Here is a 22,937-nt window from a genome sequence, read left to right as displayed (position 1 = left end):
TAATTTAAAATAAACGAGTAATTATGGCAACAACACCTCCGTTTAAGTATCAGCCCATGTTCGAGAAAGGCAAAGATACGACTGAGTATTATCTGCTTACGAAAGATTACGTATCTGTAAGCGAGTTTGAAGGAAAACCTATTCTGAAGATCGAGAAGGAAGGTTTGACCGCTATGGCCAATGCAGCTTTCCGTGATGTATCATTCATGTTGCGCCGCAGCCACAACGAGCAGGTGGCCAAGATACTGAGCGACCCCGAAGCAAGCAATAACGATAAATACGTGGCACTCACCTTCTTGCGCAATGCCGAAGTTGCATCCAAAGGCATACTTCCCTTCTGCCAGGACACCGGTACTGCCATCATCCACGGCGAAAAAGGACAGCAGGTATGGACAGGTTACTGCGATGAAGAAGCTCTCTCACTGGGTGTTTACAAGACATATACCGAAGAAAACCTGCGCTACTCTCAGAATGCACCTCTCACCATGTACGACGAAGTGAATACGAAGTGCAACCTCCCGGCACAGATCGATATCGAAGCCACCGAAGGTATGGAATATGAGTTCCTTTGCGTAACCAAAGGCGGCGGTTCTGCCAACAAGACTTACCTCTATCAAGAGACGAAAGCCATCCTGAACCCCGACACCCTCGTTCCTTTCCTCGTAGAAAAGATGAAGACGCTGGGTACGGCTGCTTGTCCTCCCTATCACATCGCATTCGTTATCGGCGGTACGTCTGCCGAGAAAAACCTGCTGACGGTGAAGTTGGCTTCTACCCACTACTACGACGGCCTGCCTACTACGGGCAACGAGTTCGGTCGTGCTTTCCGCGACATCGAGTTGGAAAAGAAGGTATTGGAAGAAGCTCACAAGATAGGCCTCGGTGCACAGTTCGGCGGCAAGTACCTGGCTCACGACATCCGCATCGTTCGTCTGCCGCGTCACGGTGCTTCCTGCCCCGTTGGTCTGGGTGTTTCCTGCTCTGCCGACCGTAACATCAAGTGTAAAATCAATCGCGAAGGTATCTGGATTGAGAAGCTGGACAGCAACCCGGGCGAACTGATTCCCGCCGAACTTCGCAAGGCTGGCGAAGGCGACGTTGTAAAGATTGACCTGAACCAACCGATGGCCGACATCCTGAAGGTGCTGACCCAATATCCGGTTTCTACCCGTCTGTCTCTGAACGGAACCATCATCGTAGGCCGCGACATTGCACATGCCAAACTGAAAGAACGTCTGGACCGTGGCGAAGATCTGCCTCAGTACATTAAAGATCATCCTATCTACTACGCCGGTCCCGCCAAGACTCCGCAAGGCATGGCTTGCGGTTCTATGGGCCCGACTACTGCCGGACGTATGGATCCGTATGTAGACCTCTTCCAAAGCCACGGCGGCAGCATGATTATGCTTGCCAAAGGTAACCGTAGCCAGCAAGTGACGGATGCCTGCAAGAAGTACGGTGGTTTCTATCTCGGTTCTATCGGTGGTCCTGCTGCTATCCTGGCGCAGAACAACATCAAGAGTATCGAGTGTGTAGAATATCCCGAACTCGGCATGGAAGCTATCTGGAAGATTGAAGTAGAGGACTTCCCTGCATTCATCCTGGTAGATGACAAGGGCAATGACTTCTTCAAACAACTGAAACCATGGAATTGCAGTAAGTAAAACAAGTAGTTCTAAGATAAAGAAAGCCGCTCCGGAGATTACTCCGTGAGCGGCTTTTCTGCATTGATACTTAATGCTTTGCAGTTTCCTATAGGTAGGGAACTGTCGTTTCCGGACGTAGAAACGCTCGTTTCCTGCGGCGAGAAACTGCAGTTCCTGCTAATGGGAACGCTCGTTTCCTTTAATGGGAACTGTCGTTTCTTCTCATGGGAACGCTCGTTCCCCTATATGGAAACGGAGCTCACCCCTCATATGGCTAACGCCCCCCCTCAGACTACTGCTGAAAATAAACGATTGGAAAGTAAATAGGGTTAGAGGCAATTGTTTATCTTTACAGCGCTAATTATTAATTTCTAATGTTATGGAACAAACTTTGGTGCGGCCAAACACGGGACAACACATTGTTTGGCTGGACGTAGTCCGACTGGTGGCCATGTTTACGGTGGTTTGCTGTCATAGTGCAGACCCTTTCAATTTCTATCCGGGCACTTCGCCCGACATCGGGGACATTAAGTTTTGGGGTGCTGTTTATGGTGCGGTGCTTCGCCCTTGCGTACCGCTTTTTGTGATGATAACCGGTGCTTTGCTGTTGCCGGTACGTGGGGAGACGTCGGTATTCTATAAGAAACGCATCCCGCGGGTGTTCTTTCCTTTCCTCATCTGGTCGGTGATTTACAATCTCTTCCCCTGGATAACGGGGCTGCTGGGAGTGGAGCCGCGGGTGATTCTTGATTTCTTTCCTTATTCGGGCGAGGAAGTCATGCGGCAGTCGCTGGGTGTAAGCATGGGATATATAGCCGAAATGCCTTTCAACTTCTCGTTGCTCGATGTGCACATGTGGTATATTTACCTGCTGATAGGGCTTTATCTCTACCTGCCTATATTCTCGGCATGGGTGGAGAAGGCGTCGGAACGTGCCAAACTGTGGTTCCTGGCGGCATGGGGAGTGACGCTGTTGTTACCTTATTATAATGAGTTTGTGGCTCAGTATCTTTGGGGGACCTGCTCGTGGAATGCATTCGGCATGCTGTACTACTTTGCGGGCTTCAACGGATACCTGCTGTTGGGCCATTATCTGAGGAATCACGATTGGAGCGGCAGGCAACTTTTGGGGTGGGGGCTTCCGATGTTCATCGTTGGCTATGCGGTGACGTTCTTTGGTTTCCGGCATGTGACGGCGCTGCCGGAGTATACAGATGAACAATTGGAGCTGTTCTTTACGTACTGTTCGCTGAATGTAGTGCTGATGACGATTCCGGTATTTATGCTGTGCAAGAAAGCCAATGTCCGTTCGGAACAAGTAAAGAAGGCATTGGCCAACCTGACGCTTTGCGGTTTCGGCATTTATATGATACACTATTTCTTCACCGGGCCGAGTGTGGTGCTGATGCGTGCGCTGCATGTGCCCATCTGTATACAGATTCCTTGTGCGGCGGTGGTTGCCTTCGGCGTTTCGTGGCTCTTGGTGTCGATGGCATACCGTTGCTTCGGGAAGAAGACGAAGTGGGTGTTGGGATAATTATTAATCATAGGAAAAACTTTTAAGATGATAGAATTGGAATTATTATCTGTTGAAGAATGTTCTTAATAGGATTTTGAAGTAATAATAATTATCTGGAAATATGACTGATAATCCTCCGTATGTGCTATCTTTGCAATAATTAGTACAAAGAACCGATAAAAGCACATAGATTATGAGATACTTGGACCCCAAAGCCGACCTGACGTTCAAACGCGTCTTCGGTGAGCATCCCGATTTGGTGATGAGCCTGCTGAACGCACTGCTTCCTCTCGACCCCGGTCAGGAAGTGACGGAAATAGAATACCTGCCGGTAGAACTGGTTCCGGACAATCCGCTGCGCAAAAACAGTATTGTGGATGTGCGTTGCCGAGACAAGCAGGGCCGCGTCTTCCTGGTGGAGATGCAGATGATCTGGTCGCCCGAATTCAAACAACGTGTCCTTTTCAATGCCTCCAAGGCATACGTGCGCCAGTTGAACACCGGCGAACAGTATGAATTGCTGCAACCCGTCTACTCGCTCAACTTGGTGAACGACACGTTTGAACCGGAGCTGGAAGGAGAATACTACCACTACTACCGCCTGGTGCACGTAGAACATACCGACCGCGTGATCGAAGGTCTGCACCTGATATTTGTGGAACTTCCTAAATTCACTCCCCATAATTACAGCGAGAAAAAAATGCAAGTGTTGTGGCTGCGCTACCTGACGGAAATCAACGAACGTACACGCGAAGTGCCCCAAGAACTGCTGGCCAATCCCGAAGTACGAAAAGCCGTGAATGCTCTTGAAGAATCTGCCTTCACGGATGCACAATTGGCCGGATATGAAAAGTTCTGGGATATCATCAGCGTAGAAAAGACGCTTTATAACAGTGCTGAACGCAGAGGATTGAAAAAAGGATTGGAAGAAGGATTGAAGCAGGGGCTTGAGCAAGGTCTCGAGCAAGGCCGTGAGCAAGGTCTCGAGCAAGGCCGTGAGCAAGGTCTCGAGCAAGGTCTCGAACAAGGCCGTGAACGTGAGCGTTTATTCAATGCTCGCAAAATGAAAGAGAAAGGACTGGATTATACTCTGGTTTCCGACATTACCGGTTTGACTTACGAAGAGATTGAAGCATTGTGAAATCTACGGATGTAGATGAATTAATTGGATTAGCTTATCATTCTGTCATCCTGAACTTGTCGAAGAATCTTCTCCTTTGTGATTATAGGAGAAGAGATGCTTCGATTACTCTCAGCATGACAGAATGATAAGCTAACTTTATTTTGAGGTATCTCTTTCTTGTAATTCCTTCTTCCACTCTTCATATCTCTTCAGCACCTTCAGCCCGTCACTGTTATACCACTTATAGCCGTTGCGGCGTTCGTGTCCTATCTGGGAGAGGTCGAAGCGCTTCACTCCGTCGCGGTCGCAGAAGAAGGGACGGTTATCTTCCAGGGTATAGAAACGTGCCCAAAGCGGGGGGCAATCCGTAGCAGATTGGGGGCAAGGCACCATGCGATAATCTTTCTTTCCTTCGCTGTTCGTAAAGTTCTCGCGCACGATTCCGGTAATCTGGCTTGCTTTGAACCATTCTATGGCAGCTTCTACCGAAGCTATGACTTCCGGCGAAGGATTGGGGAGCGACATCAGTAGCAGGACGATGTTGTCCGACTCTTGTCCGCTTAGCGAAGGCAGTTCGTAGGCACGTGCCTTGGCAGGAGCCAGGGTGTGCTCGTCGTGCTGGGCGCACCACACGGTGAGCTTTCCGTTCTGCCGCACTTGGGTCCGTAGAATGCATTCCACACCTTTGTCGAAGGCGGCGCGGGCTTGTTCGCAGATGTTCATTGGCACGTATGTGTAAGGAGCCTTCTTTTCGTAAATGTCCCGCAGTATCTCCATCACATTTACCATCGCATTGTCATTGTAGGTGATGTGCGTATAATACCCCGTGGGGCGCGGCCAGAACTGAGGCCAACCACCATTGGGGTATTGGCATTTCAGGATATAGCGGATGCCTTCGAGGGCAGCCTCTTTATACTTCTCGATGTGGGTGGCAAGATAGATGCGTGAGAGGTAATGGATCTCCGTACTTGTGGCATCGTTGTCGATAGTACTTGCATTGACATCCTCTTTGGCGGCAAGTACGTCTTCCAGTTCCTGCGGACTCAGTTCGGCAGGCATATAGATGTTCTTCGGCCAGCCGCCGGTGGTCTGCTGGTATAGCAGCACATTGTCTGCAATGCGGATGGCCTCGGGGGTATGGAAGAAGGCATCATCCAGTTTCGGTGCCATTTGCACCCAACTCTTGTACGGCTGTTTCTCTTTGTAGATTGCTGTTTCTTGTGCCTTTATCCCTGCTGTGCAGGCGAATAAAGCGCAGAGTAGAATTACCCGTTTCATAGTATACTCTTTCTTTTAGTGTTTCTTACTACGGGCAAAAGTAGAGAAAACCTAAAAGAAAGAGGGGGAATATTTATCTTTAAGGGAGTAAATATTGAGTTATTTGCTATTCAAGGTATTGCATTACCTTCCCACTGATCTGCAACAATGATATCTCGCAGAGCTTGATGTCGTATTCTGCAGAAAGAATACGCTCTTCTGCATCCAGCAGACTCTTCTGTGCTTCGCGCATTTCAATACCAGAGAGGTTTCCCAGCATATAGCGCTCCATGGCAATCTCATGGTTCTCTTTGGCGGCAACGAGGTTTTGACGTTCCAGGTTCAGCATCTGCAGGTTGTTTTGGTAAGCCTGCCAGAGGTTGCTGAGGTCGGCACGCAAGGCTTGTTCCAGTTGCTCGCGTTCCAAGCGTGCGTTCTGCACGGCGATGCTGGCATTCTTGCGCTCACGGCGTCGGTTCCCGTCGAAGAGATTGAAGCCGACGGTCACGCCGAAGTTCAGTCCGAGGTTGCTGCGGCGGCTGTTGGCGGAGATGTCGTATTTGTTGAGGGTGTAGCCGTAGCCTCCGTTCATTTTCACGTACGGGTAGTCGCGCGAGCAGACTTTCTTGTAGTCCAGCCGGGCCAGGGTATTGTTCTGTTCCGCCTTCAGCAGGGAGGCATTGATTTGCAGCGTTGCGTTCCAAAGCTCTTCAAAGTCCAGCGTATTGCTTACGTTGATGAGGCTGTCCTTGATGAGGAACGGGGCATCGACGTCTTTGTTTGCCATGAGCTCGTTCAGCTGAATGCGCGAGGTGTGCAGCAATTCCTGCTGCTTCATGTACTGCGCACTGTCCGCGTTGAAGTCCACCTTTGCCTGCTGATAGTCTAGGCGGGAGAAGTTACCGATGTGGTAGCGCTCTTCCACGATGCGCAAACGCTCCTTGGACAAAGATACTGCATAGCGGAAGTTCTTCAGACGAATCTTGTGCTGCACGTAGTTGTAGTATTCGGCGGCGATGTTGGCTATCAGGTCCTCGATGGCGATGCGTGTGTTGGTTTCGCCCTGGCGTTCCAGTTCCTTCAGCTTCTGATAGTTGGCGCTGATGTTGAAGCCGTCGAAGATGGTCCAGTTCAGGTTGATGCCGGCATCGAGCGTCTGGTCAAATACCCCGTTGTCCTTGGTGGTTTCGCCCGTGGCGCGGAGCTTGGTTTCGGTGTCGTTTATCGTTCCCCGATATCCGGTGGAAAGGTCGAGGGTGGGCAGATAACCGGCATTGCCCAGCGTGGCGTTGTTCTTGTTGACCTGCTCTTCGTTGCGGGCAATGCGCAGGGAGTAGTTGTTCAGCAATCCTTCTTCCAGACAAGACTTCAGGGTATAAGTAGGCATAGGCTGTGCCTGGAGGGCAAGCGCTGTGCATGCGGTGGCTATAAAGAATAAAATCGTACGTTTCATGCTTCTTTCAGTTTACTTCGATTCGTAGATATATAACTGTATATGGCGGGAACGATATACATCGTCAGCACTGTCGATATAAGCATACCGCCTACGACGGCCGTACCCATGGCGATGCGCTGGTTGCAACCTTCGCCGGTAGCGAACGCCAGCGGTATCAGTCCCAATATGGTGGAGGCGCTCGTCATCAGGATGGGGCGCAAGCGCTGCAGGGCGGCATCTTTGATGGCCAGCATCTTGTCTTCGCCTGTTTCCTGCTTCTGATTGGCAAACTCCACAATAAGAATACCGTTCTTTGCCACCAGTCCAATCAGCATGATGATACCGATCTGACTGAAAATATTCATCGTGATGCCTCCGAAGTACATGAATACTAATGCACCGGCAATGGCAAGGGGCACCGTCAACATGATAATCAGCGGGTCCTTGAAGCTTTCGAACTGAGCGGCAAGGATCAGGTAAATCAGCACGATGGCCAGGATGAAGGCGAACATCAGGCTGGAAGAACTTTCGCGATATTCTTTGGAATCTCCGGTAAGGGCGGTGCGGAAGGTGTCGTCCAGCGTCTCTTTGGCAATCTTGTCCATTTCCTCCAGACCTTGGCCGATGGTCTTGCCGTCTGCCAGTCCGGCAGAGATGGTGGCAGCCACAAAGCGGTTGTAACGGTAGAGCCGGGGCGGGGCGATACCTCCGGTCAGTTCGATCAGGTTGTCCAACTGTACCATTTCGCCCTTGTCGCTACGGATATAGATACCTTTCAGGTCGGCGGGCTTGTTGCGTTGCTGGCGGTTGATTTCGCCTAATATCTCGTATTGCTTTCCGTTCATGTAGAAGTAACCCATGCGCTGGCCACTCAGTCCGTACTGCAAGGTCTGGGCAATGTTGCGTGTGCTGACGCCCATGATGCTTGCTTTGTCCCGGTTGATGTTGATACGGGCTTCGGGCTTGCTGAACTTCAGGTTGACGTCAGCCATCTGGAAGATCGGACTTTCGTATACCTTTGCCATAAACACGGGCAGTATCTCTTGCAGCTTCTCTATGTTGGTGGCCTGCAGTACGTACTGCACGGGCATTCCGCCGCGTCGTCCGCCGAATGAGGAGGATTGCTGTACGAAGGAGCGCGCCATTGTCTTTTTCCGCACTGCTTGCGAGAGCCTTTCGGCAACAGACATCTGTGTGTAGTCACGGTCTTTCATGTCCTTCAGCGTGATGCGGACATTACCGCTTCCGCTGGAAACACGGGCTGTAACGGCTTCGGCGTCCGGTACAATGGAGTCTACTAGGTGGTTGATGTCTTCGGTATAGTCGCGGATGTATTCGTACGTCACACCTTCGGCACCCATCGTATTGATGCTGATTTGCGAACGGTCCTCCAACGGAGCCATTTCGGCAGGAATGGTATTCCACAGATAGCCGATGATAACGATCGTCAGCAAGATGAAAGGCAACGCAACCCAGCGCTTGCGCAGAACGGCTGCCAGCGAACGGCTGTACAAACTATTCATTCCTTCGAAGAAAGGTTCGGTCTTGCGATAGAACCAGTTCTGCTTCTCACGCTTCACCAGCAGTTTGGTGGCAAGCATCGGTGTAAAGGTCAGTGCGGCAAAGGAAGAGATAATCACCGAACCGGACACAACGATGCTGAATTCACGGAACAGACGTCCCGTCATACCGTCCATGAATACAATCGGGAAGAACACGGCTACCAGCGTGATGGTGGTGGAGATAACCGCGAAGAAGATCTCCTTGGCACCTTCGATACCCGCCTCTTTGGGTGGCATGCCCCGTTCGATGCGGACATAGATGTTCTCCGTCATTACGATGGCGTCGTCCACCACCAATCCTACTGCTAGCACTACGGCAAGCATGGAGAGCACGTTGATGGAGAATCCTGCCAGATACATGACGAAGAAAGCTCCGATCAATGAAACGGGGATTACGATACATGGCACCAGCGTCACACGCCAGTCGCGTAGGAAGAGGAAGATGATGATGATAACGAGGATAAATGCCTCGTACACTGTCTGCTTCACCTCATTGATGGACGAGCGGATGAACTTCGTGTTGTCAAAACCGTAGGAGTATTGCACGTCTTCCGGCAGGTCTTTCTGCATTTTTTCCATGCGGTCGTACACGGCATCGGCAATCTTGATGTGGTTGGCGCCCGGTTGCGGAATGACTACGATACCTACCATCGGCACACCGTTCATCTTCATGTAACTCTTGATGTCGGCAGGACCCAGTTCGGCACGGCCGATGTCGCTGAATCGGATAATACGGTTGTTGTCTTCCTTGAGGATAAGGTTGTTGAACTCTTCGGCAGTGTGCATCAGTCCGAGGGTACGGATGGTCAGCTCGGTGGTGTTTCCTTCGATACTACCCGAGGGGAGTTCCACGTTTTCTTTGTCTACAGCGTTCTTTACGTCTATCGGAGTGATACCGTAACCGGACATCTTGATGGGGTCCAGCCAAAGGCGCATGGAGTAACGTTTCTCACCCCAGATGCTTACGCTGCTGACGTCGGAGATGGTTTGAAGCTGTTCCTTCACGGTGAGGTCAGCTATTTCGCTCAGTTCCAGCAAGGAACGCTTGTCGCTTTGCAGGGCAACCATAAGGATAGGCATGGCGTCGGCATCGGCTTTCGATACGGTAGGAGGGTCGCAGTCGCGGGGCAGATAGCGCTGTGCACGCGATACTTTGTCGCGTACGTCGTTGGCGGCTGTTTCCAGGTCGACGGAGAGTTCGAACTCTACTGTGATGCGCGACGAACCTTGCTGGCTGACGCTGGAAAGGGAACGGATGCCGGGAATACCGTTGATGTTCTGTTCCAGGGGTTCGGTAATCTGATTCTCGATAACATCGGCGTTGGCACCCGGATAGGAGCAGGACACCGATATGATGGGATTATCGACGGACGGGTATTCGCGTACACCGAGATAGTTGTAGCCGATAAAGCCAAAGAGCAGTATTATCAGGGTGAGTACGGTGGAGAGTACCGGTCGCCGTATGCTTAGTTCGGATATATTCATAAGGCGGCAGGATTAATAGATGTTGTCCAATGTTACCGGCAATCCCGTGCGGAGTTGCAGCGTTCCCGAGGTGATGATCGTGTCTCCGGCTTGCAGACCTTGCAGTACCTGCACTTCGGCTTCGGTACGAATACCTGCGATGATTTCTACCGGTTGGGCCTTTCCCGAACGGTAGACAAAGATCTTGTCTTTACCCATTTCAGGTACAATGGCTTCGGATGGTACGGCAAGGGCATTTTCTATCTCATCCTTGTTCAGCTTGATGCTGGCGTAGCGGCCCGGCAGTACAAGTCCGTTGGTGTTGGGGTAGAGGGCGCGGATGGTCAGCGTATGGGTGTTGGGGTCTATCTTCGATTCGCGGGCATAGACGGTGGCATGGAAGGCGTTCAGTTTTCCTTCAAGGGTGAAGTCGAGTCCGGCACCGGTCTTTACGTCGTTGGCATATCGTTCGGGCACGGCAAATTCTACTTTCAGTGGGGAAATCTTTGTAAGTTTGGCTACGATGGTCGTTGGGGCGGCATACGTTCCCACGCTGACCTGGCGCAGACCGATAACGCCGTCGAACGGTGCGCGGAGTTCGGTTTGTGCGATGTTCGATTCTATGAGGTCAATGTCGGCATTCAGGGTGGCAAGTTCGGTTTTCACCTGTTCGTAAGCCTCTTTACTGACAGCGTCTCTTTCCAGCAAGGCATTCTGGCGGAACACGCGGTCTTCGGCCAGCTTCAGTTGTGAAACCAACCGCTGCAATTGTGCTTGCAGGGGGCGGTCGTTCACTTTGGCAAGCAGTTGCCCTTTCTTCACGAAGCTGCCCTCTTCAAAGTTTATCTCGACAATCTTACCGGATGTTTCGAACGAAAGGTTTACTTCTTCGTCCGGCAGCAGGCTACCGCTGATTTGTATTTCATCTTTCAGCAGTTGGGGTTTTATTACTTTTGCATTTACGTTCAGAATCTTTTGCCCGCCACGCTGACTGGTCATCACCTTATCGGCAGCAGCCAATTCTTTATTCTCCTTAGGTAGTTGGGAGTATATACCTCCACCTATCAGTCCGGCACCAATCACAATGATGATGCCCCATTTCACTCTCTTATCCATGTTGTAGTATTAGTAGTATAAATTCAGCCTTAACTTTGATACGGGATAAAGAGAAAGGTTTAATGCAGGGAACGTTAAAAAAAGTGATAGGGGAATGGGAGGGGTAAGGTGATAGGGTGGTAAGGTGATGGGGTAATAGGGGCTATTAGGGGGACTTAGTATGCTGCCCTGTACTTTCCTTCTTCTTTGTCTTCCAACATATTCAGGTAGGAAGCGTAGCGCGATTCGCTGATGTAGTGTTTCTCTACGGCTTCGCGAACGGCACAGCCGGGTTCGTGGCGGTGGGTACAGTTACCGTAGCGGCAATCGGCAGATACTTTGAATATCTCCGTGAAGTAGTGCCCCACTTCTTCCTCTTCCATGTCGAAGGTTCCGAAACCTTTGATGCCCGGAGTGTCGATAATATATCCGTTGCCCGGCACCGGGAACATTTCGGAAAAGGTAGTGGTGTGCATACCTTTATTATGGTAGGTTGATATCTCGCCGGTTTTAATGTCCAAGTCCGGTAATATGGCATTGATAAGCGTGGACTTACCCACACCGGAATGGCCGGAAAAGAGGGTTACCCGTTCCCTTAGTTCTTCTTTGATGATGTCGATGCCTTCACCGTGCTTGGCAGAGACCTTGAAACAGGGATAACCGATGGTAGTATACAGGTTGATGAGTCCGTCCAGGTAGTTCAGTTCCTCTTCGTTGTAGGCATCTACCTTGTTGAAAATGATTTTGACGGGGACGCGGTATGCTTCGGCAGAAGCCAGAAAGCGGTCGATGAAGATGGTGGAAGTTTCGGGATAGTTCACTGTTACCACCAGCATGCACTGGTCGAGGTTGGCAGCAAGGATATGCGATTGCTTGGACAGATTGGACGAACGGCGGATGATATAATTTTTCCGGTCCTCTATCTCGCTGATGAAGGCTGTACCTTCCTGGTTCAGTATGATTTGCACGTAGTCGCCTACGGCAACGGGGTTGGTACTTCGTATGCCTTTCAGACGAAAGTTTCCTTTGATTTTGCATTCAATGTCCCTTCCGTCGTCAGTCCGTACCAAGTACCAACTTCCTGTGTTTTTTATTACGAGTCCGCGCACTGCCTTAAACGGTCATGATTTCTTTATCCTTTGCAGCCAGCATATCATCAATCTGCTTGATGTACTTATCGTGAACCTTCTGCAATTTCTCTTCACCGCCTTTTTGTGCATCTTCCGCCAAACCGTCTTTAACGGATTTCTTCAGGGCATCGATGGCGTCACGGCGTGCGTTTCTCACACTCACCTTGGCTGTTTCGCTTTCGTTTTTACATTGTTTGGCCAGTTGTTTACGGCGTTCCTCAGTCAGCGGGGGGATGCCGATGCGGATTATTTCACCGTTGTTCTCGGGCATGATGCCGAGGCTGGAGTCGATGATGGCTTTCTCGATGACGCGGAACATGCTTTTGTCCCACGGCTTGATGGCAATGCTGCGGGCGTCCGGAGTGGTTACAGCCGCTACATTGTTGATGGGGACCATACTTCCGTAAGAGTCCACACGAATGCCGTCCAGCAAGCGGATGTCTGCTTTTCCGGCGCGAATATGTGCCAATGCTTCTTCAAGATACATTACGGCCATGTCCATTTTCTCTTGCGCTTCGTCTAAGATGTCTTTTACGTCTCTCATATTTCTATATATTTATAAGTTTGGCATTTGGATTAATTTAAGAAACAAAAGTAGATGATTTTTTGATAATCTGCAAACTCTCAAGGCAGAAAGCAAGTGGGGAAGACTTATTTCTTCTCTGACGGAAGTTCTATCGTGATCCGTGCGCCTTGGGTATATGTGGGATCTACATAGATTTTTCCTCCCAGATGTTTCATTATTTCGCGGCAGACGTAAAGCCCGAGACCGGTTCCTACGGTGAAATCATCTATCTTGGTGAAAGCTTCGAATATCCATTCTCTTTTATCAGCCGGGATGCCGTGTCCGGTGTCCGTTACCGAAATTATCAACTTGCCGCTGGTTTCGTGGCAGCTGAGGGTGATGCTGCCCTGTCTGGTAAATTTGTTGGCATTGGCAAGCAGGTTGCAGATGGTCTTGACAATGTATTTGTAGTTCGTATAGTAAGTCGATGAAGGGCAGTTGTTCTCAATCCGGTAGTCTATTTCGGGTTTCCTATGTTTCTGCGTTTCTATGCTCATGCACTCTTTACACATTTTTTCTATATCGACGGCAGCCACGGGAAGCATGTCGTTGGTACATCCCAGTTGGGATATTTCCAGCATATCGTCCAGTAGGTTGGTAAGTTGTGTCACGGCAACTTCGATGCTTGCCTTCATTTCTTGTTCCATGCTCTTTTCTATCTCTTCTTCGCTCAGGATAATGCTGCTGAATCCTTGGATGGCATTCAGCGGGGTACGTATTTCGTGAGACATGGTGTTCATAAAGAGCGTTTTCATCTTTTCGCTTTCCTGGGCTTTCAGACTTTCGGTTTCCAGGTTTCGCTTCAAGCGGCGGGTGATTCCCAAAGTCCGATAGACATAGAAGAGGCATCCGGACAGAATAACCAGGAGGAGGCTTGTCAGCAGGATGTACATCTTCTGCTGGCGGGATATCAGGTTTGCCTTTTCCAGTTCCAGGCGACTCACGTCGTATTGTGTTTGCAGTTCGCTCAGTTCGCCGGATATGTCTTCGGTGTTGATGGAGTCTTTGACAACTATATACTCCGTCATGGTCTGATAGGCTTCCTGCCAGCGGCCTAAGGCAGCAAGGCATTCGCTTTTGGTCTTATAGTGGTAGGCATTGTCCATGCCGTACTTGGGTGCGGTCTTGATGACAGAATCGCAGCACTGAATGATTTTGGGATAGTTCTTGGTGTATTCGTAATAGCTCTGTGCTACATAGTAGTAATAGAAATCCAGCGGAGGAACCACGTCCTGCGGATAAAGTTCTACCATGTGGTTGAATTCTGCAAAGTAATGGTCCATTTGTTTGCGTCCTATCTCGTCACCATGATGCAGCATGCGGGCGATGGCTGCAATCTCTATCTGATGGGAGAGGAATACCCGTTTTCTTACTTTGGGCAATTGGCGGTACTCTTTGTATAAGTCCATGAGTTCGCGGGTGTATTCCAGACCGGAACCGCCCAAACCCAGCAGGAACTGGGTTCTGAACAGGTAATCTTCTTTAAGCGGTATGGTACGTGCTATTTTCAGACCTTCTTCCAAATAGCTGTCGCATGATTTTAACTTGAGTTTCCCGTTCTTATCTTCTATCATTGTACTGACGGCAGCCAGGGAATAGAGGCGTCTCATGTATGGATAAGGGTTTGATGGCTGATATACAGTCTGACTGTCGGCTACCAGCTTCTGTGCCAGTTCTTTCCGTTGTGTCAGGTCACGGATGTCGTACATCATGCCCAGATATTGGAGGGCGATTTCTCTGGGCTTCCCTTGCAGGTAGGTGCGAGCCTTATCAATCCAGATACTGGCAGAATCCAGTTGGCAAAGATTCAAGTATCGCAATGCCAGGGGACGGACGGAAGTAAACATTGCATCCTGGTCACCGCTTTCTACGGCCTGCTGCCATAGCTTTTCAGTGTAGGTATAGTCGTCTTGTATAAGACCTATATCGCTTAAATGCGTCAACAGTTCCAGCCGCCTCGAAGGGGTGGATGCCGAATCCAATAACCGGATGAGACTGTCTTTGGAGGCAGTGAGAGGATCGGCGGCAATTGCCGTTGCCGATACGCTACAGCTAAGGAGCAGGCAACAGATGGCAAATGTTTTGAAGCGGTTGGGCAGGATTTTCATGTGTTTGCTTGTTTTATGGAAACCTCAGGATAAAGACCGGAAAGGAAAACAGGCATCCATTTCCGGTCTTTTATGCTATTCTTTTAGTTGTGTACCAGCGTACCGATTTCTTCTCCTTGCATCACCTTCTTCAGGTTGCCCGGTGTGTCCATATCGAATACGATGATGGGGAGGTTGTTCTCCTTACACATACAGGTAGCGGTGAGATCCATCACTTTGAGGCCGCGCTTCAGCACTTCATCGTAAGTGATGTCGTGGAATTTGGTGGCGGTAGGGTCTTTCTCCGGGTCGGCAGTATAAATACCGTCTACACGGGTGCCTTTCAGCATGACGTCAGCTTCAATCTCGATACCGCGCAGGCTGGAACCGGTGTCGGTGGTGAAGAAGGGATTACCCGTTCCGGCGGACATGATCACTACTTCGCCTGCCTCCATGCATTCGATGGCTTTCCATTTGTTGTAGAATTCGCCGATAGGTTCCATGCGTACGGCTGTCAGCACACGGGCTTTGACGCCGGCGGCTACCAGGGCAGAGCTGAGGGCGAGGCTGTTGATGACTGTAGCCAGCATCCCCATCTGATCACCTTTCACGCGGTCGAAGCCTTTATTGGCACCGCTCAGTCCGCGGAAGATGTTTCCACCGCCGATGACGATACCGATCTGTACACCCAGTCCGTGAATTTCTTTAATCTGTGCAGCATATTCGGCAAGGCGTTTTTCGTCGATGCCGTATTGCTTTTCTCCCATCAGGCTCTCGCCGCTGAGTTTCAATAAGATTCTTTTGTATGTTGCCATAATATTTAAAGTTTATTGCTATTAGCGGCAAAGATAATGGAATTACGGCGCAATGCAATCAAGTTTGCTTGAAATTATATTACTGACGGGACATCTTGCGATTATTCTTTCAGCGTATAGTCACCGGCATCGGCGGTAACTACAGCCTGCAATTCGTCCAATGTTTTCTCTCCTTTCGAGAACTCTACATTGGCTACGGGCGGTTCCAGCGTTACGGTGGCGTGTACGCCATCTATACTGTTCAATGCTTTTTCTACGTGCATGCGGCAATGGTTGCATGTCATGCCTTCTACTTTGAATTCTTTTTTCATAATCTTTTCTGTTGAGGGTTTAACTTCACTTTGTATCTTTTTCCCCTTCAGCCGCAAGCTGTTGCTCACTACGCTGACGCTGCTGAATGCCATGGCGGCGCCTGCTATCATCGGGTTCAGCAAGAAGCCGTTGATGGGGTAGAGGATGCCGGCGGCGATGGGTACACCTATTATATTATAGATAAATGCCCAGAAGAGGTTTTGGCGGATGGTGCGTACAGTGAGACGCGACAACCGCAGGGCTTCCGGTATTTTGGTGAGGTCGGAGGAGATGATGGTCATCTTGGCAACGTCCATTGCAATGTCACTACCGCCACCCATGGCGATGCTGAGATCGGCTTGGGCAAGGGCGGCGCTGTCGTTGATGCCGTCGCCCACCATGGCTACTTTCCGGCCTTCGTGTTGCAGTTGGCTGATGAAGGCGGCTTTGTCCTGCGGCAGTACGCCGGCTTTGTAGTGGGCGATGCCGGCGGTACGGGCTATTTCGCGGGCAGTGGCTTCGTTGTCACCGGTCAGCATGTAGACTTCGATGCCGGAGGCACGCAGTTCTTTCACTGCTTGCAGGGAGGTTTGTTTTATCTGGTCGGTGATGCCGGCTATGGTGAGTGCCGTTTCTTCGTCGGCGAACCAGATGACGGTTTGTGCTTTTGCCGTCAGGCGGTGGGCTGCATCAGAGAGCTGCGGAGAAAGGGTGATATGCTTCTCTTCGAGCAACGAGCGGTTTCCGGCATAGTACATCTTACCTGCGACGCGTCCCATGATACCTTTTCCGGTGATGCTGTCGAAGTCCTCAATCTCGGTGAAACGCGTGCGGCCGAAGTGTTCGACGATGGCCTCGGCAAGTGGATGTTCGGACAGCATTTCCAGGCTGTAGAAGATGCTCTGCATGTATTCGGTGGTGGGGGCTTGTGCGTTCGTAGCGGAAGTATCCCAAATCAGTTCGCTGACTACCGGTTTGCCTTCGGTCACGGTGCCGGTTTTGTCCAGTACCACGGTGTCTATCTTCTTGGCTGTTTCCAGGCTTTCGGCATCTTTTATCAGGATTCCCTGCTCGGCTCCTTTGCCTATTCCCACCATGATGGCGGTGGGCGTGGCCAGTCCCAGGGCACATGGGCAGGCTATGATAAGTACCGTGACCAGTGCTAGCAGTCCGTGGGTGAAACCGTTTTCACCGTCCAGCACCATCCAGCCGATGAACGACAGTACGGCAATACCGATGATGACCGGGACAAAGATGCCTGCAATCTTGTCTACCAGTTGTTGTACCGGGGCTTTGCTTCCCTGGGCGTCTTGCACCATGTGGATAATCTTGGCAAGCAGTGTATCTGTTCCTACCTTTTCGGCCTGGAAGCGGAAGCTGCCTTTCTGATTGATGGTTCCGGCAAAGACGTGTATGCCTTGATGCTTGGCTACTGCTATCGGTTCGCCGCTCAGCATACTTTCGTCTACGTACGAGTCGCCTTCCGTTACGGTGCCGTCCACGGCAATTCGTTCGCCCGGTTTCACCAGGATGATGTCTCCGGGGCATATCTGTTCGATGGGAATCTCCTGCTGTTCACCTCCGGAGGTGATGATGGTCACTGTCTTGGGCTGCAATCCCATCAGTTTTTTGATGGCGGTGGACGTATTTCCTTTGGCTTTCTCTTCGAGCAGACGCCCCAGCAAGATGAAGGCGATGATGACGCTTGCTGCCTCGAAGTAGACATGCGGATGGATGCCTCGTGACAGCCAGAAGTCGGGGAAGAGCATGTTGAACAGACTGAACAGGTAGGCTATCCCGGTACTGTTCGCTACCAGCGTGTCCATGTTGGCGCTGCCATGCATTAATTGCTTCCAGGCACTGACGAAGAAACTTCTTCCCAGCCAGAAGACAACGGGCGTGGAGAGTACCCACATGATGAGGTTGGCATAAGGCATATTCATGAAGAACATGCCGATAATGACAATGGGCACAGAGAGAATGATGGCCCAGGTGGTGCGGAACTTCAAGTCATGGTATCGCTTGTCATGAGCCTGTTCTGCTTCTAGCAATGTGTCTTTATCTTTTTTTATCAGCAGGTCGTATCCTGCCGCCTGTACTGCTTGTTGCAGGGCTTGGGGCGAGCATTGCGCAGGGTCGTATTCCACTGTTGCCGCTCCCGATGCGTAGTTGACGGCGGCTTTGCTGACTCCCGGTTGTTGGTTCAGCGTCTTGTCCACCCGCGCGGCGCATGAGGCGCAGCTCATGCCCAGTACGGGGAAGGTTTCTTGAACGGTATTTTTGTTTGCCATATATCAATGCATTAAGTTTAGTATCGAGTTAATAAATTCTCATTTATCATTATGAAAACAAAGATACGGCAAAGAAGTTGTATGGAGTTACGGAATTTTGGATTTTTACTACCATGTTGCGGTGGTTGCTTCATGTGAATAAAATGCTTTCTTGATAACTATCTTGCTCAGCCCCGTCTGCACCACTCCCCTCATAAAGAGATAGGTGAGGAAAGCGAGCCACAGTGCATGATTGCCCAAGGTCGGTCGAAACCCGTAGTACAAAGCAAAGAAACTGACAGCTGCTACCGCCATCGAGAGCAGCATGCCGCGTGTAGCCGTGGCGCCGATAAAGACCCCGTCCCAAATGAAGGCGGCAATGCCGGCGGCAGGTATGGCAAGTGCCCAGTAGAAATATGTATCGGCAGCAGCTATCACTTCTTTATCATCCGTCAGAAGCCCGAGGAAAGCATTCCCTCCCAAAGCATAAGTCAGAGTGAAAAGCACTGCCATTATAGCCCCCCATGCAAACAGATGCCGGACGGTGCTCATAAAGGCATCCCGGTTGCGGGCACCTATATACCGTCCGCTCAAAGCTTCCCCTGCATAGGCAAAGCCATCCATCACGTACGAGAACAGCGTAAAAAGTTGCATCAGCAGCGTGTTTACAGCCAGGATAATCTCCCCCTGTTCAGCCCCCGCCGAAGTAAAAAACAAAGTAACTGCCACCAGGCAAAGCGTGCGCAGGAAAATATCCCGGTTCACGGAAAAGAATCGCATCATTGCCTCCTTCTCCCAGACGCCCCCCTTAATACTTGATTTATAGTTTTTAATTCCAACATACTTCTTTAGCTTGCCATAATGCTTCAGCCATAGCACAAGCCCCATGCCGAACCCGGCATATTGCGCAATCAGCGTCCCCAAAGCCACACCTTCTACCTTCATCCCGCACAGATAAACCAGGCTGAGGCTGGCGATGATGTTCACAATATTCTGCGTGATGGCAATATACATGGGAATACGCGAATTCTGCATACCGATGAACCAGCCTGTCAGCCCGTATAGCCCCAGCATGGCAGGTGCTCCCCAAATGCAGATGTGAAAATAGAGCGTTGCCAGTGCGCGCACTTCTTCCGTAGGATGAATTATCAGAAACGCTCCATACCTGATAGGAACCTGTAACAAAATAAGGCAGAACGCCACTGCCATCCCTATGCCTACGGAGCGCAGCAACAATCGGCTTACTTCCGGCAAGTCCCGTTTCCCGTAAGCTTGCGACGTCATGCCGCTGGTTCCCATACGCAGGAAACCGAAAATCCAGTAGATGATATTGAACAGCATACCGCCCACGGCAATGGCTCCGATATAAGCCGGTGCTCCTAAGTGTCCCACGATTGCCACATCTATCAAACCGAGCAATGGAACGGTGATGTTCGATACGATAGAAGGCAATGCGATTTGCAAGATTTGTCTGTCTCTGGGCTTCATTGGTAACGTTTGTTTAATAAGGGGTGGCAAAGTTACGCAGAAAAAGGTAAGATAGTGGGAAAGATTAACTATATTTTATTGACGTTTGCAGCAAAAGTTCGTAAATTTGGAGGTGAATTCTTGTGGCAATGTTTTGGGCTGTTAAACTATATATACTTTAAAAATGAAAACCTTAGCTCTACTATTCTCTTTGTTCCTGATGTGTCCGCTGTCGCTTTGGTCACAATCGGCCAATGATCTTCTGCCGAAAGTTTCCGAAGCACTTTCCGAAGGCAAGGATGACTATGCTGTCAGCTTGTTCCGCCAGTCGGCCAATGCCGGTGTGGAGCAGACAGAGATGTTCTACTGGACGAATGTCGATAAAAACAGTGCGGTTGCTCCCCGTCTGGTCAACGAACTGGCTACGCATTACAAGAAAAAGCGGAACTACGATAAAGCCTATCTTTTCTATAAAGAATATTTGCAGCGCTATCCCGAAGATGTCTCTGCCCTCGTCTCGTGTGCCGAAATGGAACTGATGCGCGGAAAGGAAAAGGATGCCCTGAAAACTTACGAGAAAGTCTTGAAACTCGATGCCGACAATCTTCAGGCCAATATTTATCTGGGAAATTATTACTATCTTCAGGCAGAGAAGGACAAGAAGAAGCTTGATGATGACTTCAAGAAGATAACTTCTCCCACACGGATGCAGTATGCCCGTTACCGTAACGGGCTATCAGATGTGTTTACCAACAACTACACCAAAGCGAAAGCGTATCTGCAACGGGTATTGCAACTCTTCCCCTCGACAGAGGCGGGCAGGACGCTGGAGAAGATAAGGAAGGTGGAGGCGGAAATGCGTTAATAGTAGCTTAATCCCTACTTAAAAACATAGATTGCGCAAGTAATAAATTTATTGCTTGCGCAATCTATGTTTTTAAGTAGGGATCAGTCGCAAAAGCTGGTGGTTTGAACTACTACTGGCTGACATTTCATTTGCTACTGACAGGGGGCGATCTAAATGGGAATTTAGGGGCGTAGCGCCCCGGCAAGATTTCCTTTCGGCATGTTTGCGCATCCTAAGGCTGAAAGCCTTNCTGGCTGACATTTCATTTGCTACTGACAGGGGGCGATCTAAATGGGAATTTAGGGGCGTAGCGCCCCGGCAAGATTTCCTTTCGGCATGTTTGCGCATCCTAAGGCTGAAAGCCTTTCATCTATCAGCCCAGGGCAACGCCCTGGGTTTCAGAACGCCCCCTCACCTTACGCCCTGAAAGGGCATAAGATTGTATAACGGGCTTTTGCCCTTTCAGGGCGCAGAGATAGGAGCGCATTATTACCCAGGGCGTTGCCCTGAGCTAATAGATGAAAGCCCTTCAGGCTTTGCTGCGCTAATAGATAAAAGGCTTTCAGGTTTTGCTGCGCAAGTAATCCGAATGGAAACCTTGTCGGGGCGCTCCGCGCTTAAATTATCATTTATCCACCAGGTTTTGCGACTGATCCGTAATCCGATTCCTCCCGAAATAGAATAGAAAATAGGCTGCGAAACTGTTTGATGTTTCGTAGCCTATTTTGTGTTGTAACGTGCTTATAATGAAAAGGATGCTGCTTTATTATTGCTTTGTCTCTTATAAAGTACTACTTTAATTATAATAAAGCAGTACTTTAATACTGGTAAAGCATTGCTTTAATACTACTAAAGTATCGCTTTATTATTGGTAAAGTAATGCTTAGAAGTAGATGAAGAAAAGTGGGATCAGTCGCAAAACCTGGTGTTTTGAGCTACTACTGGCTGACGTTTCATTCACTTCTCATCTATCAGCCCCCATGAATAAAGGGTTTCAGAAGAATTCGTGCTGGGTGTTGGTAGATGTTGCGAAAAACTATAGTTACGAAAAATATGCCGTCAATGCGATTTACCTGTATTCTGCTATCAGAACTCTTCTGCCAATTGCCACGCTTGTACGTGACGTACACCTTCTCTTATGGGAAGTTGTACTTCATCCATCGAGACAACTAATTTTTCATAACTGTCGGCAATGGATAGCAATGGAGCATATTCCCGTTCCCGTGTTTCCTCATCCTCAAGCGTATAGGCCACTTGGAAGTAGATAATCCGGTCATCTTTCATGGCTACAAAATCCACTTCTTTATTGCGTAGCGCTCCGGTATAGACTTGGAAGTCGTGTCGAAGAAGTTCCAGATATACTGCATTTTCCAGTAAATAGCCTATTCCATAGGCATATCCCGGATAAAGAAAGTTCTTGAAGGCAAGGTCGTTCAGGTAATATTTGCAATTTCCTGCCAGTACATCTTTTCCTTTTATATTGTAACGTTCTGCTTTGTGTACAAGAAGTGTCTCTTCTATATAGCCGGTGTAGTTGGCAAGTGTGTCGTAAGAAACTTTGCGGTTCTTTGACTTAAAGAAATTGATTACATTCTGGATAGAGAACATGTTCGAGGCATTGTTCACCAGATAAATGAAAAGGTCGTCCAAAAGACGGACATCGCGGATGGGTTTACGTTGCACAATGTCGCGCAACAGTATGGTATCTTTTACAGACGAGACGTACTGCTTCTGTGATTCCTGATCCCTCAGGTTATACAATTCGGGCAATCCGCCCTGTTTCAGGTATGACAGGTAAGAGGAACGTCCTTCTTCCTGTCGTGTTACTTGCAGATATTCGGCATAGCTGTATGGAAAGATGCTGAACTCTACGTAACGGCCCGAAAGCAAGGTTGCCAGTTCGCTGGAAAGCATCTTGGAGTTTGAACCGCTGATAAACAGTTCGCATTCTTCTACAAAGTCTTGGGAATGGGAGTTGACAAAGCGTTCCCAGCCTTCTATGTTCTGTATCTCGTCGAAAAACAGATATACCTTTCCTTCCGGTTTCTGCTTTTGGCGATAAAGTTGGTATAGTTTCTCCAGATCCTGGTAGGTCTCGATGAAATCGAACTCCAGATATTCCTTGTTTACATATAGGATATTATTGGGATTTACCTTTCGTATGGAAATCAGTTCCGAGGCTATTTGCCGCAGAATATAACTTTTGCCTGCGCGGCGTTGTCCGATGAGTACTTTTACCAGTCTATTCCCTGTAAAAGCATGAAGTCTGTCGGTGTAGGCAGTACGTATCAATCCTAATTGGTAATGGTTTCCATTCCAAAGGTTGTATTTCTCCAAGGCGTTCCATTTCTCGTCCATAATCGA

Annotated in this window: 15 protein-coding genes; 4 read left to right on the top strand and 11 right to left on the bottom strand. The window is 49.6% G+C overall.

From position 1 onward, the window contains the following. The first annotated feature begins 23 nt into the window (after nt 1-23). From AAE250_RS10730 to AAE250_RS10720, 3 genes are all read left to right on the top strand, one after another. Nucleotides 24-1,664, top strand: coding sequence for a fumarate hydratase (locus AAE250_RS10730; protein WP_294595785.1), 1,641 nt, complete (start codon nt 24-26; stop codon nt 1,662-1,664). Nucleotides 1,665-2,025: 361 nt separating this feature from the next. Continuing rightward, complete coding sequence (locus AAE250_RS10725) at nt 2,026-3,183, top strand: acyltransferase (protein WP_294595787.1); 1,158 nt, start codon at nt 2,026-2,028, stop codon at nt 3,181-3,183. A gap of 175 nt (nt 3,184-3,358) precedes the next feature. Then, entirely contained in the window at nt 3,359-4,306 is a 948-nt protein-coding gene (locus AAE250_RS10720; RefSeq protein WP_294595789.1) for an Rpn family recombination-promoting nuclease/putative transposase, read from the top strand. A 138-nt stretch (nt 4,307-4,444) separates the two neighbouring features. Here the strand turns inward: AAE250_RS10720 and pelA are convergent, their stop codons facing one another. The 10 genes from pelA to AAE250_RS10670 form a co-directional block, all read right to left on the bottom strand. After that, nucleotides 4,445-5,566, bottom strand: coding sequence for a pectate lyase (pelA, locus tag AAE250_RS10715; protein ID WP_294595791.1), 1,122 nt, complete (start codon nt 5,564-5,566; stop codon nt 4,445-4,447). A gap of 106 nt (nt 5,567-5,672) precedes the next feature. Continuing rightward, nucleotides 5,673-6,998, bottom strand: a complete 1,326-nt coding sequence (locus AAE250_RS10710) for a TolC family protein (RefSeq protein ID WP_294595793.1) — start codon at nt 6,996-6,998, stop codon at nt 5,673-5,675. Next, on the bottom strand, nt 6,995-10,027 hold the full coding sequence (locus AAE250_RS10705) for an efflux RND transporter permease subunit (RefSeq protein WP_294595794.1): 3,033 nt from the start codon (nt 10,025-10,027) through the stop codon (nt 6,995-6,997). Before AAE250_RS10705 ends, AAE250_RS10710 begins: the two co-directional genes overlap by 4 nt. A gap of 12 nt (nt 10,028-10,039) precedes the next feature. Further along, the gene (locus AAE250_RS10700) at nt 10,040-11,122 is read right to left on the bottom strand and encodes an efflux RND transporter periplasmic adaptor subunit (protein WP_294595795.1); all 1,083 of its coding nucleotides are present in this window, start codon (nt 11,120-11,122) and stop codon (nt 10,040-10,042) included. A 155-nt stretch (nt 11,123-11,277) separates the two neighbouring features. Beyond that, nucleotides 11,278-12,210: a ribosome small subunit-dependent GTPase A gene (gene rsgA, locus AAE250_RS10695; protein ID WP_294595796.1), complete on the bottom strand. Its 933-nt coding sequence runs from the start codon at nt 12,208-12,210 to the stop codon at nt 11,278-11,280. Between the two features lie 4 nt (nt 12,211-12,214). Beyond that, complete coding sequence (gene frr, locus AAE250_RS10690) at nt 12,215-12,775, bottom strand: ribosome recycling factor (protein WP_294595797.1); 561 nt, start codon at nt 12,773-12,775, stop codon at nt 12,215-12,217. 107 nt (nt 12,776-12,882) lie between these two features. After that, complete coding sequence (locus AAE250_RS10685; protein WP_294595799.1) at nt 12,883-14,904, bottom strand: sensor histidine kinase; 2,022 nt, start codon at nt 14,902-14,904, stop codon at nt 12,883-12,885. Between the two features lie 83 nt (nt 14,905-14,987). Then, the gene (pyrH, locus tag AAE250_RS10680) at nt 14,988-15,698 is read right to left on the bottom strand and encodes a UMP kinase (RefSeq protein ID WP_294595801.1); all 711 of its coding nucleotides are present in this window, start codon (nt 15,696-15,698) and stop codon (nt 14,988-14,990) included. A gap of 101 nt (nt 15,699-15,799) precedes the next feature. Then, nucleotides 15,800-18,280, bottom strand: a complete 2,481-nt coding sequence (locus AAE250_RS10675; protein WP_294595803.1) for a heavy metal translocating P-type ATPase — start codon at nt 18,278-18,280, stop codon at nt 15,800-15,802. A 108-nt stretch (nt 18,281-18,388) separates the two neighbouring features. Next, entirely contained in the window at nt 18,389-19,747 is a 1,359-nt protein-coding gene (locus tag AAE250_RS10670) for an MATE family efflux transporter (protein ID WP_294595805.1), read from the bottom strand. Between the two features lie 163 nt (nt 19,748-19,910). Here AAE250_RS10670 and AAE250_RS10665 point away from each other — a divergent pair, with 163 nt between their 5' ends. Next, nucleotides 19,911-20,591 carry a tetratricopeptide repeat protein gene (locus tag AAE250_RS10665; protein ID WP_294595807.1) on the top strand — a complete coding sequence of 227 codons (681 nt, stop codon included), beginning with the start codon at nt 19,911-19,913 and terminating at the stop codon, nt 20,589-20,591. A gap of 1,068 nt (nt 20,592-21,659) precedes the next feature. On the opposite strand, the gene AAE250_RS10660 is transcribed toward AAE250_RS10665, so the two are convergent. Continuing rightward, a complete protein-coding gene (locus AAE250_RS10660; protein WP_294595809.1) occupies nt 21,660-22,931 on the bottom strand; it encodes an ATP-binding protein in 1,272 nt (423 codons plus the stop codon). Between the last annotated feature and the right edge of the window lie 6 nt (nt 22,932-22,937).

The sequence above is a fragment of the Bacteroides sp. GD17 genome, from assembly GCF_038448625.1.
Lineage (GTDB): Bacteria > Bacteroidota > Bacteroidia > Bacteroidales > Bacteroidaceae > Bacteroides.
The sequence above is the reverse complement of the archived record's forward strand: the minus strand, read 5'-3'. Positions and strand labels throughout refer to the sequence as shown.

What these genes read in the sequence shown, in the direction of transcription:
- AAE250_RS10720 (WP_294595789.1), top strand. Translation starts at nt 3,359, where the DNA reads ATGAGATACTTGGACCCCAAAGCCGACCTGACGTTCAAACGCGTCTTC.
- frr (WP_294595797.1), bottom strand. Translation starts at nt 12,775, where the DNA reads ATGAGAGACGTAAAAGACATCTTAGACGAAGCGCAAGAGAAAATGGAC.
- AAE250_RS10660 (WP_294595809.1), bottom strand. Translation starts at nt 22,931, where the DNA reads ATGGACGAGAAATGGAACGCCTTGGAGAAATACAACCTTTGGAATGGA.
- AAE250_RS10670 (WP_294595805.1), bottom strand. Translation starts at nt 19,747, where the DNA reads ATGAAGCCCAGAGACAGACAAATCTTGCAAATCGCATTGCCTTCTATC.
- AAE250_RS10725 (WP_294595787.1), top strand. Translation starts at nt 2,026, where the DNA reads ATGGAACAAACTTTGGTGCGGCCAAACACGGGACAACACATTGTTTGG.
- pyrH (WP_294595801.1), bottom strand. Translation starts at nt 15,698, where the DNA reads ATGGCAACATACAAAAGAATCTTATTGAAACTCAGCGGCGAGAGCCTG.
- AAE250_RS10665 (WP_294595807.1), top strand. Translation starts at nt 19,911, where the DNA reads ATGAAAACCTTAGCTCTACTATTCTCTTTGTTCCTGATGTGTCCGCTG.
- pelA (WP_294595791.1), bottom strand. Translation starts at nt 5,566, where the DNA reads ATGAAACGGGTAATTCTACTCTGCGCTTTATTCGCCTGCACAGCAGGG.
- AAE250_RS10675 (WP_294595803.1), bottom strand. Translation starts at nt 18,280, where the DNA reads ATGGCAAACAAAAATACCGTTCAAGAAACCTTCCCCGTACTGGGCATG.
- AAE250_RS10730 (WP_294595785.1), top strand. Translation starts at nt 24, where the DNA reads ATGGCAACAACACCTCCGTTTAAGTATCAGCCCATGTTCGAGAAAGGC.
- AAE250_RS10710 (WP_294595793.1), bottom strand. Translation starts at nt 6,998, where the DNA reads ATGAAACGTACGATTTTATTCTTTATAGCCACCGCATGCACAGCGCTT.
- AAE250_RS10705 (WP_294595794.1), bottom strand. Translation starts at nt 10,027, where the DNA reads ATGAATATATCCGAACTAAGCATACGGCGACCGGTACTCTCCACCGTA.
- AAE250_RS10685 (WP_294595799.1), bottom strand. Translation starts at nt 14,904, where the DNA reads ATGAAAATCCTGCCCAACCGCTTCAAAACATTTGCCATCTGTTGCCTG.
- AAE250_RS10700 (WP_294595795.1), bottom strand. Translation starts at nt 11,122, where the DNA reads ATGGATAAGAGAGTGAAATGGGGCATCATCATTGTGATTGGTGCCGGA.